We start from the raw sequence: 14,195 nt of genomic DNA, 5'->3' as shown, positions 1-14,195 counted from the left end.
CCTCGGAACACCTTCGACGGCCGGGCGGCCGGGGCGACATGGCAGGCCCATGACTCTCAAGGAACTCCAAAGAGGAAGCCCTCCCCGGGCCGAAGACCCGTGCGGATACTGAGGACATGACCCGACACGAGGGAGTCGACGAGGCCGTGGGCCACGCCGGGGTTGGGCAGCGCGAGACGACGGCCACCGTGCTCGTCGTCGAGGACGAGCCGAGCATCGCGGACGTCCTCGCCATCGCCCTGCGCTACCACCGCTTCGAGGTGATGACCGCCGGTACGGTCCGCGAGGCACTCGCGCTCGCCGACCGCACCCGGCCCGACGCGGCCCTGCTGGACGTGATGCTCCCGGACGGCGACGGCCGGGCCCTCGGCCGTGAACTGCGCGCCCGGCGGCCGGAGCTGGCGCTGGTCTTCCTGACCGCGCGGGACTCGCCCGCGGAGATCGTGGGCGCGCTCGGCTTCGGCGACGACTACATCACCAAGCCGTTCCACATCGACGAGGTGGTCGCCCGCGTCACCGCCGTCCTGCGCCGCACCCGGCGGGCCGACGTCCTCCCCCAGCGTCCGCCGCTGCGCTACGGCGACCTGGAGCTGGACGAGACGACGTACTCGGTGCACCGGGCGGGCCGCACGGTGGAGCTGACGCCGACGGAGTACGCCCTGCTGCGGTTCCTGGTGCGCAACGGCGGGCGGATCGTGCCGAAGGAACAGCTCCTGCGCCATGTCTGGCAGTACGAGCACGCGCCGGCCGAGTCGACGGTCGTCGAGACCTACATCAGCTATCTGCGCCGCAAGCTGGACGCCCTCGGCCCGCCGCTGATCACCACCCGGCGGGGCGTCGGATACGGACTGGCATGACCCTCCCCCGACGGCTCCCCGGCAGGCCCCGGAGGCTCCCCGGCAGGCCCCGGCGGCTCCCCGGCATGCCCCGGCAGGGGCGCGGCCACTACTCCCTGCGCGCCAAGCTCACCCTCGCCAACGTGGTGCTGCTGGCCGTGGCGATCACGGCGGCGACCACGGTCAGCGCGATGGGCATGCGGCTGTACCTGCTGGACAGCGTCGACACGGAACTGATGACGACCCGCGACTCGATCGGCCGTGCCCGGGTCAGCATGGAACAGGTCGACGCGCTGAGCGCGCTGGTCGCCATCAGCCGCGAGTCCTCCGCCGAGCCCGCCGCCGAGGACGCCGACTCCCTCGTCCAGGGCGCCGTCTTCGCCGCCCTCGACGAGCGGGGCGAGCCGCTGACCGTCGCCGGTTTCGCGCCCACCGCGGGACAGCGGGCGCTCACCGCCGCCGTCGACGACCCGGCCGCCCTCGTCGCCGACGACGAACCCCACGACATCGACGTGTCCGGCGCCCCGCACCGGGTCACCGCGGCCCGCCTCGACGACGGCACGACCGTCCTGCTCGCCACCTCCACCGAGTCGCTCCACCGGGTGATCGCCAAGGCGCTCCGGCTGGACTTCGGTGTCGGCGCCCTGCTCCTCGCGCTCCTCGCCTGTCTGACCCTGTTCGGCGTGCGCCGCCGGATGCGGCCGCTGGAGGACATGGTCGAGACGTCGTCCGCGATCGCCGAGGGCGATCTGACCCGCCGTGTCCCGTCCAGTTCCGAGGCGACGCTGGAGGTCGAGCAGCTGCGCCTCGCCCTCAACTCGATGCTCCAGCAGGTCGAGTCGGCCTACCGCACCCGTGAACGCAGCGCCGCCCAGCTGCGCCGCTTCGTCGGCGACGCCTCCCACGAGCTGCGCACCCCGCTGTCCGCGATCCGCGGCTACCTCCAGCTCCACGAGAAGGGCATGCTCACCGATCCCGCCGAACGCCGCCGCGCCTGGGACCGCATGAACGGCGAGGTCGACCGCATGGGCCGCCTCGTCGACGAACTGCTCACCCTCGCCCGCCTCGACCAGCACCCCGAACTCCGGCTCAGGAACGTGGATCTCGCCTGCCTGGTCCGTGACGCCGCCGCCGATCTGCGCGCCCAGCAGCCGGAACGCCCCGTCACGGTCGCCGCGGAGGGCGCCCTCCTCGTCCACGCCGACGAGTCGGGGCTGCGGCAGATCCTGGGCAACCTGGTGAGCAACGTACGCACCCACACCCCCGCGGACGTGCCGGTCCGTCTCTGTGTGGCACGGGAGAGCGGCGCCGTGCGGCTGTCCGTCGCGGACGAGGGCCCGGGGCTGTGCGCGGAGGACGCGGCCAGGATCTTCGACCGTTTCTTCCGGGCGGGCGGCGGCGCCGGCAGCGGCCTGGGGATGGCCATCGTGCAGGGCGTGGCGGAGGCCCACGGCGGCGAGGTCACGGTGACCACGTCCCCGGGCGACGGTCTGGAGGTGACGGTGACCCTGCCGCCGCGCTGAGACGCCGGCGGCGGCATCCGCCCGCCGTCAGATCCAGTCCAGCCGCCACAGCCGGAACACCCCGGTCGCGTCGGACAGGTACTGCGCCCCGCCGACGTCCTCCGTGCTGAGCACGTACTCCTTGCCCTGCCACAGCGGGATCAGCGGGACGTCCCGCGCCACGACGTCCTGGAGGCTCTTGAAGTCGTCGACGGCCCTGCTGCGGTCCTCGTAGCGCCGGCCCTCCTGGACGAGCCGGTCGGCCTCCTCGCTGCCGTATCCGTCCTTCATGGAGCCGCCGGTGCCCACGAGCGGCCCGCCGAAGGTGTCGGGGTCGGGGAAGTCGGCCACCCAGCCGACGCCGTACGCGTCCAGCCTGCCGTCGGCGTAACGCTGCTGGAAGTCGGCCCACGGGTAGGCCTTGGTCGTCACGTAGAACAGCCCGGTCGCCTCCAGTTGCCGCTTCAGCTCGGCGGCCTCGGCGACGGCCGACTCACGGCCCTCGGCATAGGCGTAGGTGAAGCGCACCGGCATGCTCACGCCGGCCGCGTCGAGCAGCTTGCGGGCCCGCTGCGGATCGGGCTTCGGGTACGCGTCGAAGAACGAGGTCGTGTGGCCCGTGACCCCGGCCGGGATCAGCGAGTACAGCGGGTCGGTGGTGCCCTGGTACACGTCGGCGACCAGCTTCTCCCGGTTGATCACCGCGGCCAGCGCCTGCCGCACCCGGCGGTCGTGGAAGGGGGAGCCCTCGCGGACGTTGAGGACCAGGTTGCGGGTCTCGGTGCTGTCGGACTCCATGACCCGCTGGTCGGGGTCGCTCGGGGAGAGCCCCGCGAGCACGGCGGGCGGCAGGGTGCGCGCGGCGACATCGATCCGCCGCGCCTTCCACGCCGTCTCCAGCGCCGCCGAGTCCTTGTAGTAGCGCATGAGGACCCGTCTGCCGGTGTGCTGGACGGCGCCCCGGTAGCTCTCGTTGGGGCCGAGGCGGGCCTGCCGGTCCTTCGTGTACGACGTCAGGACGTACGGTCCCGTGCCGTCGACGCCCCCGTCGGTGCGCAGCCGGTTCGCCGGGTACTCGGTGCGGTCGACGATCGATCCGGCGCCGGTGGCGATCTTGTACGGGAAGGTGGCGTCCGGCGAGGTGAGGCGGAAGGTGACGGTCGGCCCGCTCACGCTCACCGACCGCAGGGTGCCGAGGAGCGAGGCGGGGCCGACGTCCGAGTTGATCCGCTTGACCCGGTCGAAGGAGTACTTCACGTCCGCCCCGGTCACCTCGCGTCCGCTGGGGAACCTCAGCCCCGGGCGCAGGGTGCAGCGGTAGACGGTGAGCGCGTTGCCGGCGAACGCGCAGCCACGCGCCGCGTCGGGTACGGGCGTCGCGCCGCCGGGCTCGAAGGTGAGCAGCGACTGGAAGACGTTGTTGAACAGGGCCCAGGAACCGGCGTCGTACGCGCCTGCCGGGTCGAGGGACGTGACCGAGTCGGTCGTTCCCACGGTGATCGTCCTGTTCGCGTCCCGCTCGGCGGGCAGCAACTGCCGGCCGCCGATCGCCGCGATCGCCAGCACCAGCAGCGACGCGAGAACCCGCATGCGAACCGACCGCATCGGTGCCCCTCCCCATGACTCCACCCGGCCCGCGACGCTCAGTGGCCGCGCGGTGGCGCCGATCACCTAACCACACGCGTTCGTACGCACGGAAGAGGGGTTTTGTTGAGTTGAGAAAGAACTTGGTAAGCGCGTGAACTGTGGTTTTCGCCAGGAAGCCTGACGAAGTGTCACGCCTGTTTCGACGCCAGTTCGACGACGGTGATGTCCGACGGCGCCCCCACCCGCACCGGAGGCCCCCACGCGCCCGCGCCCCGGCTGACGTACAGCTGGGTGTCGCCGTAGCGCTCCAGGCCCGCGAGGGTGGGGTTGGCCGCCTCGGCGACGTAGTTCATGGGCCAGAGCTGACCGCCGTGGGTGTGCCCGGAGAGCTGGAGGTCCACGCCGTGGTCGACGGCGTCGTGGATCTGGACGGGCTGGTGGGCGAGGAGCACGACGGCCCGCGAGGTGTCCCGGTCGCCGAGCGCCCTCGCGAAGTCGGGGCCGTGGCCCTCGTCCTCCCCCGCGATGTCGTTCACCCCGGCCAGGTCGAGGTACGGCAGCTCCCGGCGGTCGTTCTCCAGCGGGGTCATCCCCAGGCGTCGCACCTCCTCCACCCACTGCTCGGCGCCGGAGAAGTACTCGTGGTTGCCGGTGACGAAGTAGCTGCCGTGCCGTGCCTCCAGGCCCGCGAGGGGCGCCGCCGCCGGGCCCAGGTCCTTCACGCTGCCGTCGACCAGGTCGCCGACCACCGCGATCAGGTCGGGCTGGGTCGCGTTGATCGTGTCGACGACCTTCTGCGCGAAGCCGCGGCCCAGCATGGGCCCGAGGTGGATGTCGCTGACGACGGCGATCCGGAAGCCGTGCGCCGCGCGCGGGAGCTTCGCCAGCGGCACGGTGACCCGCTTGACCCGGGGACCCCGGACGACGCCGTACGTGCCGTAGCCGACCGTCCCGACGGCGGTGGCGGCGACGGCCCCGCCGACCACACGGGAGACGAAGAGCCGCCGGGAGACGCCCGCGGGGGACGCCCCGGCCGGACCGGCCGACCCGGCGGGCTCGACGGGAGAGCCGGCGACGGGTGGGGTGCCGTCGGCGGAGGCCGGGTCGGCGGTCGCCGTCGCGTCGGCGGACCCGGCCGTTTCCGTCGATCCGGCCGGGTCGGCCGGGTCGGCCGGGTCCGCGGGCCTGGCGCCCGCCGGGACCGGCTCCGGTTCGCGTACCGCCGGCTCGGGACGCTCCGCCGGGACCGGAGCGCGCCGCGCCAGGAGACGGTTCAGCAGGGGGCGTACGACCTCCCCCGCCAACAGGGCCAGCAGCAGGTACAGCGAGAGGGCGAGCCACAGGAAGCCCGGCCAGCCCAGCGTCTGCTGGAGCCAGAAAGGGGCACCGCCGCGCTCGGCGCCGAACGCCGCGAACAGCAGCACCGGCCCGGCGATGAACACACCCGCGCCCACCCGTCTGGCCAGGCCCGGCCCCCGGGTCGTGTCGCGCACCAACCGGCGCCAGGCGTACCAGTGCAGGACCCCGAAGGCGGCCAGGACCAGCAGCGCCACGAGCACGAAGACGATCACCATCACGCCGTACTCCCCGTCACGCGGTCCGACGAAGTGCGCGCAGACCGCGCAACCCGATGACGCCGATGGCCGTCCCAAGGACAAAGGAGACGACGGCGAGCGTCAGATGCACCCAGAAGTACGCGGTCGGATCGCCCGCGTCGTCGAACGCGAGGCCGCTGCCGTCCTTCCAGAGATTCCGGATGAAAGTGACCCAGATGACCCAGCTCCACACCCCGAAGGCGAGCAGGAACCAGGAGAGGGGGCGGCTGAGCTTCATGGGTTCAGTATCACCGCCGCCCGCCGGGCATTCGCGCCGGGGTGCGAGCGGGGGCGCGGGCGGCGCGGTGGCCGAGAACCGCTGTGGGACTCACCGGGCGGAGCCATGTACTTTCTCGATCGTGCCCGCCTCCAAGAAGACCGTCAGGCGCTCCCTGCTGGTCACCTCCGCCCTCGCCGTGTCCCTCTCGTCGGCGTCGCTGTTCTCCCCGGTGCTCGCCCCGGCCGCCCACGCCGCCGACCCGACCCCGAGCGGCAGCGCCTCCCCGTCGGCGACTCCCCCGGCGGCGATGTCGACCGTCGGCGGCGAACAGCTGGGCCTGCCGGGGACGCAGGCCAACCTGGGCGGTGACGCGCCGGTGGTGCCCAAGGGCATCAGCGCCAGGTCGTGGGTCGTGGCGGACGCCGAGTCGGGCGAGGTGCTGGCCGCGCACAACGCGCACTGGCGGCTGGCCCCGGCGAGCACGCTGAAGATGCTCTTCGCGGACACGCTGCTGCCGAAGTTCAACAAGGACGACGAGCACGAGGTCGCCCCCACCGACCTCGCCGGGGTCGGCGCGGGCTCCAGCATGGTCGGCATAAAGGAGAACGAGACGTACACCGTGCACGATCTGTGGCTCGGCGTCTTCCTTCGCTCCGGCAACGACGCGGTACATGTCCTGTCCGCGATGAACGGCGGCGTCAAGCAGACCGTCGCCGACATGAACGCCCACGCCGAGGAGCTCCAGGCCCTCGACACGCACGCGGTCAGCCCGGACGGCTACGACGCCAAGGGGCAGGTCTCGTCGGCCTACGACCTGACGCTGATCGCCAGGTCGGGGCTCCAGAAGAAGGACTTCCGGGAGTACTGCTCCACCGTGCGCGCGAAGTTCCCCGGGGAGACGAAGAAGGGCAAGAACGGCAAGAAGAAGCGGTCCTCCTTCGAGATCCAGAACACCAACCGGCTCCTCACCGGCGACAGCGGTCTGGACGCCTACCAGGGCATCGCGGGTGTGAAGAACGGCAACACGACGAACGCGGGCGCGACGTTCACGGGGGTCGCCGAGCGGGACGGCCGGGTGCTCCTCGTCACCGTCATGCACCCCGAGAAGAACGAGCACAACCAGGTCTACAAGGAGACCGCGCAGCTCTTCGACTGGGGGTTCGCGGCGGCGGGCAAGGTGCGGCCGGTGGGCGAACTGGTGCCGCCGAAGGGAGCGGAGACCTCCGACAGCCCCGGGCCCAGCACGCGGCCGGAGGGCACGGCACCGGCCTCGGCGCCGGCCACAGGGGGCGCGGGCGGCAAGGCGGTGGCCTCGGCGGCGACCGACGAGTCCAGCGGGATCGGGATCGCCCTGGGCATCACGGGCGGGGTCCTGGCCCTCGTCGCGGGCGGGGTGTTCCTGGTGAACCGGAAGTGGCCCCTGCGCGGAAAGTAGGGCGTGGGTCGCATCCGCGGGGGTACGGGATCGGTTCGTCGGCGGGTGCGGGTGGTTCGTGGCTGGTCGCGCGGTTCCCCGCGCCCCTGAAGGCTCGGGCCTTGCGGCCCGCCCTTCATCCTGAGAAGCACGGGGCGCAGCCCAGGTCGCTTTTCAGGGGCTACGGGGAACCGCGCGAGAAACCACACACCACCCGCACCCGCCGACGAACCGCGCACCCCCGAGCTACTGGGCGCCCTCCGCCTCCCCCCGCCCCTCCGCCGTCCAAGCCGCGCAGTACAGCAGCAACTTCGACGTGAAGTTGATCCACAGCAGCAACGCGATCGGCACACCGAACGCCCCGTACATGCTCTTCGACGCGACCCCCTGCATGTATCCGCTGAGCAGCAGCTTCAGCAGCTCGAAGCCGATCGCCCCCATGAGCGCGGCCACCACGAGCCGCCGCCGCGGCGGATGGACGCCCGGCAGCAGCGTCAGGACGTACAGCAGGAGCAGGAAATCGGCCAGCACGGCCACGCCGAACGCGGCGATCTGGAGGAGGACCCCACCCCACCCGCCCCGGTCGACGCCGAGCCGGTCCGCGGTCCACCCGATCGTCGCCGAGGCCACCATGGACGCCGCGAGGGAGACGAGCACCGCGCCGCCGAGCCCGACGAGGATGCCCGCGTCCTTGGCCTTGGCGAGGACGGGGTTCTCCTCGGGCTCCGGCTTCTCCCACACCACCCGCAGACACCCCCGCATCTCCCCGACCCAGCCGATGCCGGTGAAGAGCAGCAGCGCGCCGGCGATGAACCCGACGGTGCCGGCGTTCTCGACGAGCCCGGCGATGTCGAGCTGGTCGGAGATGCCGGGAACCTGTTCGGCGAGCCGGTCCTCCAGCTCCCGCCGCCGGTCCTCGCCGAGCGTCGCCGCAGCGATGGCCGCGCCCATGGTCAGCAGCGGGAACAGCGCGAGGAAGCTGATGAACGTCATGGCCGCCGCCAGCCGCGTCCACGTCACCCGCTCCAGCCGTTCGTACGAGCGCCACGCGTGCGTGGTCATCAGGCGCTCGGCCAAGGGGCCGATCCCGGGAAGCCTTTTCAGCCAGTCCATGATCCGACTCTGCCCTCGTCGTGGTCACCCGATGCCGGGGGTACCCACGTGAGCGCTGATCACCAGCCCTGCGCTGTTCACAAGTTCTGCGCTGTTCACCGGTCCGGCGCTGATCACCAGTCCGGCGCTGATCACCAGTCGGCCACGGCCAGCCCGTACATCGCCAGCCACATCAGCGCGATGGAGGCGAGGGCCCGGTCGCGCAGGACGACGTCCTCGGGCTCACCGGCCGTGCCCCGGTCGGCGAAGACGGCGTAGCGCAGCACGGCCAGGACGAAGGCCACCATGGAGAGCTGACGCCACGGCAGCACACTGGTGCTGGGTACACCGCCCTCTTCGAGGGCCCACAGGCAGTAGCCGAGGACGGCGAGCCCGGCGGCCAGTTGCCAGACGAAGCGCAGGTATCCGGCGGTGTACTCGGTGAGCAGCGCCCGGGTCGCCCCGGCCCGGTCCGCGAGCTGCACGGCTTCCGAGTACCGCTTGGCGGCGACCATGAACAGCGCGCCGAACCCGGTGGTGATGAGGAACCAGCGCGACAGGGGGATGCCCAGCGCGAGTCCGCCGATCATCGCCCGCATCAGGAACCCGGTGGTGACGACGGCGAGGTCGACGACCAGGACGTGCTTGAGGCTGACGCAGTAGGCGAGTTGGAGTCCGAGGTACGCGGTCAGCAGTGCGGCGGTGTACGGGGAGCAGAGCCACACGGCGGCCGCCGGCGCGAGGACGGCGAGGGCGCCGCCGACGGTGTACGCGACCGGCGCGGGGACCTGGCCCGCGGCGACCGGGCGGTGGCGTTTGACCGGGTGGGCGCGGTCGGCCTCGGCGTCGCGGGCGTCGTTGATCAGGTACACGGCGGCGGCGCAGGCCGTGAAGAGCACGAAGACCAGCGGGAGCCGGGTCAGGGCGCGGGGCGTGAAGAGTTCGCCGGCGGCCGCGGGGGCGGCGATGACGAGGACGTTCTTGATCCACTGGCGGGGGCGGGCGGTCCGGAGCAGACCGAGCGCCAGCCCGCCCTTCGGCGGCGCCTCTGCGGGGGCGGTCCGCCGTTCCAGGACGGTCGTGGGCTCAGCCATGGCCGCTCGCCCCCCGCCGGGTCGTCCAGCGGGCGCCCAGCGCGGCCGTGACGGCCCCCAGCGCCGCTCCGGCCGCCACGTCCGACGGGTAGTGCACGCCGACCACGAGCCGCGACAGACACATCGCGGCGGCGAGCGGCGCCATGAGGGGGACGACGCCGAGCGTCCCGTACGCCACGACCGCCGCCGCCGCCGACGTGGCGTGCGAGCTGGGGAAGGAGTGCCGTCCGGCGGTGCGGACCAGCGGTTCGACGTGGGTGGGGCGGGCCCGGCGTACGAGCCGTTTGACGCCCATGCTCAGCAGGTGCGCCCCGGCCGTGACGGCGGTGCCGCGCAGCCAGACGGCACGGCGCTCCCGGTCGGCGGCGGCGCCCGTGAGCCCGGCCGCGAGCCAGAGCGCGCCGTGCTCCCCGGCCCGGGACAGTCCGCGCGCGACAGCCGCGACGCGCGGGTCCGCGCCGTGCGCCCGGCACACGGAGAGCAGCCGCCGGTCCAGGCCGCGCACACCCTCGACAGCGTCAACTTCGTCCATGTGATGCCACTCTTCTAGGCGACCGCCCGAGAACTCCGGCAATCTTGAACGACATCCCATTAATCACCCATTTCGGTGAGGCGCCTGGGACGGCGGGCCGACACACCCGATTCCTCGGCATGCGCGGCGATACGGTCGCGCGCATGCCAGCCAATGCCGTCCCCCTCTCCGGCCGCACCACCCCCGTCACCGGCTGGGGCCGCACCGCCCCGACCGCCGCCCGGCTGATCCGCCCCCGTACGTACGAGGAGGCCGCGGCCGCCGTGCGGGCGTGCGGGGCGCGCGGCGGGATCGCCCGGGGGCTGGGGCGGGCGTACGGGGACGCGGCGCAGAACGCGGGCGGCGCCGTGCTCGACATGACGGCCCTGGACCGGGTCCACGCCATCGACGCGGACGGCGGCACGGTCCTGTGCGACGCGGGGGTCTCACTGCACCGGCTGATGGAGGTGCTGCTGCCGCTGGGCTGGTTCGTGCCGGTGACCCCGGGGACCCGCCAGGTGACCGTGGGCGGCGCGATCGCGGCCGACATCCACGGCAAGAACCACCATGTCTCCGGGTCGTTCGCCCGCCATGTGCTGTCGCTCGAACTGCTCACCGCCGACGGCGAGATCCGCACGGTTGTCCCCGGCACCCCTCTCTTCGACGCCACGGCCGGCGGCATGGGCCTGACGGGGGTGATCCTCACGGCGACCGTACGGCTGCTGCCCGTCGAGACGTCCTGGATGTCGGTCGACACCGAACGGGCCCGCGACCTGGACGACCTGCTGGCCCGGCTCACGGCCACCGACCGCTACTACCGCTACTCCGTGGCCTGGATCGACCTCCTCGCCCGCGGCTCGTCGACGGGCCGCGCGGTCCTGACCCGCGGTGAGCACGCCCCTCTGGAGACACTGGAGTCCTCGTCCGCACGCACGCGTGGAGCGCGGTTCGCACGCCGGGACCCGCTGAGCAGTCCGTTGGAATTCCGGACCTCCCGGCTCCCGGCCGCCCCCTCCTTCGTCCCCGAGGGCCTGCTCGGCCGGAAGACCGTGGGCCTGTTCAACGAGCTGTGGTACCGCAAGGCCCCCCGGGCCCGCGCCGACCAGCTCCAGCGGATCTCGACGTTCTTCCACCCCCTGGACGGGGTCCCGCACTGGAACCGGCTCTACGGGCGCTCCGGGTTCGTGCAGTACCAGTTCGTCGTCGGGCACGGCCACGAGGAGGCGCTGCGGCGGATCGTGACCCGGATCTCCGCGCGCCGCTGCCCCTCCTTCCTCGCCGTGCTGAAGCGGTTCGGCGAGGGCGACCCCGGCTGGCTGTCGTTCCCGATGCCGGGCTGGACGCTCGCCCTCGACATCCCGGCGGGCCTGCCCGGCCTCGGCGCCTTCCTCGACCGGCTGGACGACGAGGTCGCATCGGCCGACGGACGCGTGTACCTGGCCAAGGACGCCCGGCTGCGCCCCGAACTGCTGGCCGCGATGTACCCCCGCCTGCCCGAGTTCCGCGCGCTGCGCCGCGAGTTGGACCCCGACGGCGTGTTCGTCTCGGACCTGGCCCGCCGCCTGGGCCTGTAGGGGGCGGCGCGGGGAGCGCCCCGCACCGCACCCCCAGCGCCCTCACCACACCCCCCGCGCTCGCGCCGCGCCCCGCACCCCCGTTCCCCAGTCGCTCAGGAGCTGTCATGAAGGACGCGTTCGGCACCCCCCAGTCCCTGCTGATCCTCGGCGGTACGTCGGAGATCGCGCTGGCCACCGCCCGCCGGCTGATCGCCCGCCGCACCCGCACGGTCTGGCTCGCCGGACGCCCCTCGCCGGACCTGGAGAGGGCCGCAGCCCATCTGCGCGGACTCGGCGCCGAGACGCACACCGTCGCCTTCGACGCCCTCGCCCCCGACTCCCACGAGACGATCCTCGGCAAGGTCTTCGCCGAGGGCGACGTCGACATGGTGCTCCTCGCCTTCGGTGTGCTCGGCGACCAGGCGCACGACGAACGCGACCCGGTGGCCGCCGTGCGCGTCGCCCAGACCAACTACACGGGCGCCGTGTCGGCCGGACTGGTGTGCGCGCGGGCCCTCCAGGGGCAGGGCCACGGCTCGCTCGTCGTCCTGTCCTCGGTGGCCGCCGAACGCGCCCGCCGCTCCAACTTCATCTACGGCTCCGCCAAGGCCGGCCTCGACACCTTCACCCAGGGCCTCGGCGACGCCCTCCACGGCACCGGCGTCCATGTGATGGTCGTACGGCCCGGTTTCGTCCGCACGAACATGACCGCGGGCCGCCCGGAGACGCCCCTCGCCACCACCCCGGAGGCGGTGGCGACGGCCATCGAGCTGGGTCTGCGACGCCGCTCGGAGACGGTGTGGGTGCCGGGGGCCCTGCGGCTGGTGATGGCGGCGCTGCGCCACGTACCGAGGCCGCTGTTCCGCCGCCTGCCGCTGTAGGGCGCCGGCCGACCCGGTTCTCAGTGGGCGGGGAGGGTGGTGTCGCCCACCGGGGCGCCCGCCTGCGGGGGGACGACCGAACCGCCGAAGGCGAACTCGCGGAGCTTGCGCCAGACCCCGTCGGCGCCCTGCTCGTAGAGCGCGAAGCCCGTGCAGGGCCACTGGGCCTCGTACCCCGCCAGCTCCTCGAACGCCCGGTCCATCGCCTCCTCGGCGATGCCGTGGGCCACGGTGACGTGCGGGTGGTACGGGAAGTTCAGCTCGCGTGCCACCGGCCCCGACGCGTCCCTGACCTGCTTCTGCAGCCAGGTGCACGCCTCGGCGCCCTCGACGACCTTGACGAACACCACGGGCGAGAGCGGCCGGAAGGTGCCCGTGCCGGACAGCCGCATCGGGAAGGCCCGGCCGGCGGCCGCGACCTCGACGAGATGCGCCTCGATCGCCGGCAGCTCGGTCTCCTCGACCTCCGTCGGCGGCAGCAGCGTGACATGGGTGGGGATGCCGTGAGCCGCGGCGTCGCCGAAGCCCGCGCGCCGCTCCTGGAGCTGGCTGCCGTGGGGCTCCGGGACCGCGATCGACACACCGATCGTTACGGTCCCCACGTCGTCTCCTGTCGTCGTGTCATGCGTCCGTGTCTTCGTCTGTCGTGACGCGCCACCGGCTATCGACTGTACGGCCACGACGGTGTTCCGGGCAGGCGTGGCCGGAGTGATGTACAGCGCTGCCGGTGGCGCGATCGGCGCTCGGCCGACGGGGGTGGTGCGGCGGTGGTGCGAGGGTGGTGCCGCGGTGGTGCGGCTCAGTGCTTGGCGGGCAGGAAGCCCACCGCGTCGTACGCCTGGGAGAGCGTCTCCGCGGCGACAGCGCGTGCCTTCTCCGCACCCTTGGCCAGGATCGAGTCGAGCGTCTCCGGGTCGTCCAGATACTGCTGGGTGCGCTCCCGGAAGGGCGTCACGAAGTCGACCATGACCTCGGCGAGGTCCGTCTTGAGCGCACCGTAGCCCTTGCCGACGTACTTCTGCTCCAGTTCCGCGACACCCGTCCCGGTGAGCGTCGAGTAGATGGTCAGCAGATTGCTGACGCCCGGCTTCTCGGCTGCGTCGTAGCGGATCACGGTGTCGGTGTCGGTGACCGCGCTCTTGACCTTCTTGGCGGTGGCCTTCGGATCGTCGAGCAGGTTGATCAACCCCTTGGGGGTCGACGCCGACTTGCTCATCTTGATCGCCGGGTCCTGGAGGTCGTAGATCTTCGCCGTCTCCTTGAGGATGTACGGCTTCGGGATCGCGAAGGTCTGGCCGAAGCGGCCGTTGAAGCGCTCGGCGAGGTCACGGGTGAGCTCGATGTGCTGGCGCTGGTCCTCGCCGACCGGGACCTCGTTCGCCTGGTAGAGCAGGATGTCGGCGACCTGGAGGATCGGGTACGTGAAGAGGCCGACGCTCGCGCGCTCGGCGCCCTGCTTGGCGGACTTGTCCTTGAACTGGGTCATGCGGGATGCCTCGCCGAAGCCGGTGAGGCAGTTCATCACCCAGCCGAGCTGGGCGTGCTCGGGGACGTGGCTCTGGACGAAGAGGGTGCACCGCTCCGGGTCGAGACCGGCGGCGAGCAGCTGCGCGGCGGCGAGCCGGGTGTTGGCCCGCAGGTCCGCGGGGTCCTGCGGGATCGTGATCGCGTGCAGGTCGACGACCATGTAGAACGCGTCGTGGGACTCCTGCAGAGCCACCCATTGGCGCACGGCGCCGAGGTAGTTGCCGAGGTGGAACGAGCCTGCGGTGGGCTGGATTCCGGAGAGCACACGAGAACCAGGCAGCGGCGCGGAGCGCCCCGTTTGAGGGCGGTGGTGGGCGACGGGTGGGCGGTCAGAGGCCATGCTCATCATTCTCTCAGGTATCGGGACCCGTTCCGGAACG

The 14,195-nt window shown here is 72.6% G+C and carries 13 protein-coding genes; 5 read left to right on the top strand and 8 right to left on the bottom strand.

Going from position 1 to position 14,195, the window contains the following annotated elements:
- Nucleotides 1-188: 188 nt before the first annotated feature.
- Together ACZ4Z2_RS12460 and ACZ4Z2_RS12455 are read left to right on the top strand one after the other, a co-directional pair.
- On the top strand, nt 189-857 hold the full coding sequence (locus tag ACZ4Z2_RS12460) for a response regulator transcription factor (RefSeq protein ID WP_468075117.1): 669 nt from the start codon (nt 189-191) through the stop codon (nt 855-857).
- A 65-nt stretch (nt 858-922) separates the two neighbouring features.
- Nucleotides 923-2,359 carry a sensor histidine kinase gene (locus ACZ4Z2_RS12455; RefSeq protein WP_468075115.1) on the top strand — a complete coding sequence of 479 codons (1,437 nt, stop codon included), beginning with the start codon at nt 923-925 and terminating at the stop codon, nt 2,357-2,359.
- A gap of 27 nt (nt 2,360-2,386) precedes the next feature.
- Here ACZ4Z2_RS12455 and ACZ4Z2_RS12450 read toward each other — a convergent pair whose 3' ends face one another.
- The 3 genes from ACZ4Z2_RS12450 to ACZ4Z2_RS12440 form a co-directional block, all read right to left on the bottom strand.
- Nucleotides 2,387-3,943: an ABC transporter substrate-binding protein gene (locus ACZ4Z2_RS12450; RefSeq protein ID WP_468075019.1), complete on the bottom strand. Its 1,557-nt coding sequence runs from the start codon at nt 3,941-3,943 to the stop codon at nt 2,387-2,389.
- 170 nt (nt 3,944-4,113) lie between these two features.
- Entirely contained in the window at nt 4,114-5,499 is a 1,386-nt protein-coding gene (locus ACZ4Z2_RS12445) for a metallophosphoesterase (protein ID WP_468075113.1), read from the bottom strand.
- A 16-nt stretch (nt 5,500-5,515) separates the two neighbouring features.
- Nucleotides 5,516-5,758: an SCO4848 family membrane protein gene (locus ACZ4Z2_RS12440; RefSeq protein ID WP_468075017.1), complete on the bottom strand. Its 243-nt coding sequence runs from the start codon at nt 5,756-5,758 to the stop codon at nt 5,516-5,518.
- A 121-nt stretch (nt 5,759-5,879) separates the two neighbouring features.
- Between ACZ4Z2_RS12440 and ACZ4Z2_RS12435 the strand changes: the two genes are divergently transcribed.
- The gene (locus tag ACZ4Z2_RS12435; RefSeq protein WP_468075015.1) at nt 5,880-7,175 is read left to right on the top strand and encodes a D-alanyl-D-alanine carboxypeptidase family protein; all 1,296 of its coding nucleotides are present in this window, start codon (nt 5,880-5,882) and stop codon (nt 7,173-7,175) included.
- Between the two features lie 225 nt (nt 7,176-7,400).
- Here ACZ4Z2_RS12435 and ACZ4Z2_RS12430 read toward each other — a convergent pair whose 3' ends face one another.
- The 3 genes from ACZ4Z2_RS12430 to ACZ4Z2_RS12420 all read right to left on the bottom strand — a co-directional run bounded on the left by ACZ4Z2_RS12430 (nt 7,401) and on the right by ACZ4Z2_RS12420 (nt 9,872).
- Nucleotides 7,401-8,267 carry a YihY/virulence factor BrkB family protein gene (locus ACZ4Z2_RS12430; protein WP_468075013.1) on the bottom strand — a complete coding sequence of 289 codons (867 nt, stop codon included), beginning with the start codon at nt 8,265-8,267 and terminating at the stop codon, nt 7,401-7,403.
- A 131-nt stretch (nt 8,268-8,398) separates the two neighbouring features.
- Entirely contained in the window at nt 8,399-9,340 is a 942-nt protein-coding gene (locus tag ACZ4Z2_RS12425) for a decaprenyl-phosphate phosphoribosyltransferase (protein ID WP_468075011.1), read from the bottom strand.
- Nucleotides 9,333-9,872, bottom strand: coding sequence for a phosphatase PAP2 family protein (locus tag ACZ4Z2_RS12420; RefSeq protein ID WP_468075009.1), 540 nt, complete (start codon nt 9,870-9,872; stop codon nt 9,333-9,335). The genes ACZ4Z2_RS12425 and ACZ4Z2_RS12420 overlap by 8 nt, the downstream gene beginning before the upstream one ends.
- 143 nt (nt 9,873-10,015) lie before the next feature.
- Here ACZ4Z2_RS12420 and ACZ4Z2_RS12415 point away from each other — a divergent pair, with 143 nt between their 5' ends.
- Together ACZ4Z2_RS12415 and ACZ4Z2_RS12410 are read left to right on the top strand one after the other, a co-directional pair.
- Nucleotides 10,016-11,425 carry an FAD-binding oxidoreductase gene (locus ACZ4Z2_RS12415; RefSeq protein WP_468075007.1) on the top strand — a complete coding sequence of 470 codons (1,410 nt, stop codon included), beginning with the start codon at nt 10,016-10,018 and terminating at the stop codon, nt 11,423-11,425.
- Nucleotides 11,426-11,532: 107 nt separating this feature from the next.
- Nucleotides 11,533-12,288, top strand: a complete 756-nt coding sequence (locus ACZ4Z2_RS12410; protein ID WP_468075005.1) for a decaprenylphospho-beta-D-erythro-pentofuranosid-2-ulose 2-reductase — start codon at nt 11,533-11,535, stop codon at nt 12,286-12,288.
- Nucleotides 12,289-12,308: 20 nt separating this feature from the next.
- On the opposite strand, the gene ACZ4Z2_RS12405 is transcribed toward ACZ4Z2_RS12410, so the two are convergent.
- A complete protein-coding gene (locus ACZ4Z2_RS12405) occupies nt 12,309-12,890 on the bottom strand; it encodes a 2'-5' RNA ligase family protein (protein WP_468075003.1) in 582 nt (193 codons plus the stop codon).
- A gap of 197 nt (nt 12,891-13,087) precedes the next feature.
- A complete protein-coding gene (gene trpS / locus ACZ4Z2_RS12400) occupies nt 13,088-14,080 on the bottom strand; it encodes a tryptophan--tRNA ligase (protein ID WP_468075002.1) in 993 nt (330 codons plus the stop codon).
- Between the last annotated feature and the right edge of the window lie 115 nt (nt 14,081-14,195).

Source organism: Streptomyces sp. NPDC030183 (assembly GCF_055573455.1).
The sequence above is the reverse complement of the archived record's forward strand: the minus strand, read 5'-3'. Positions and strand labels throughout refer to the sequence as shown.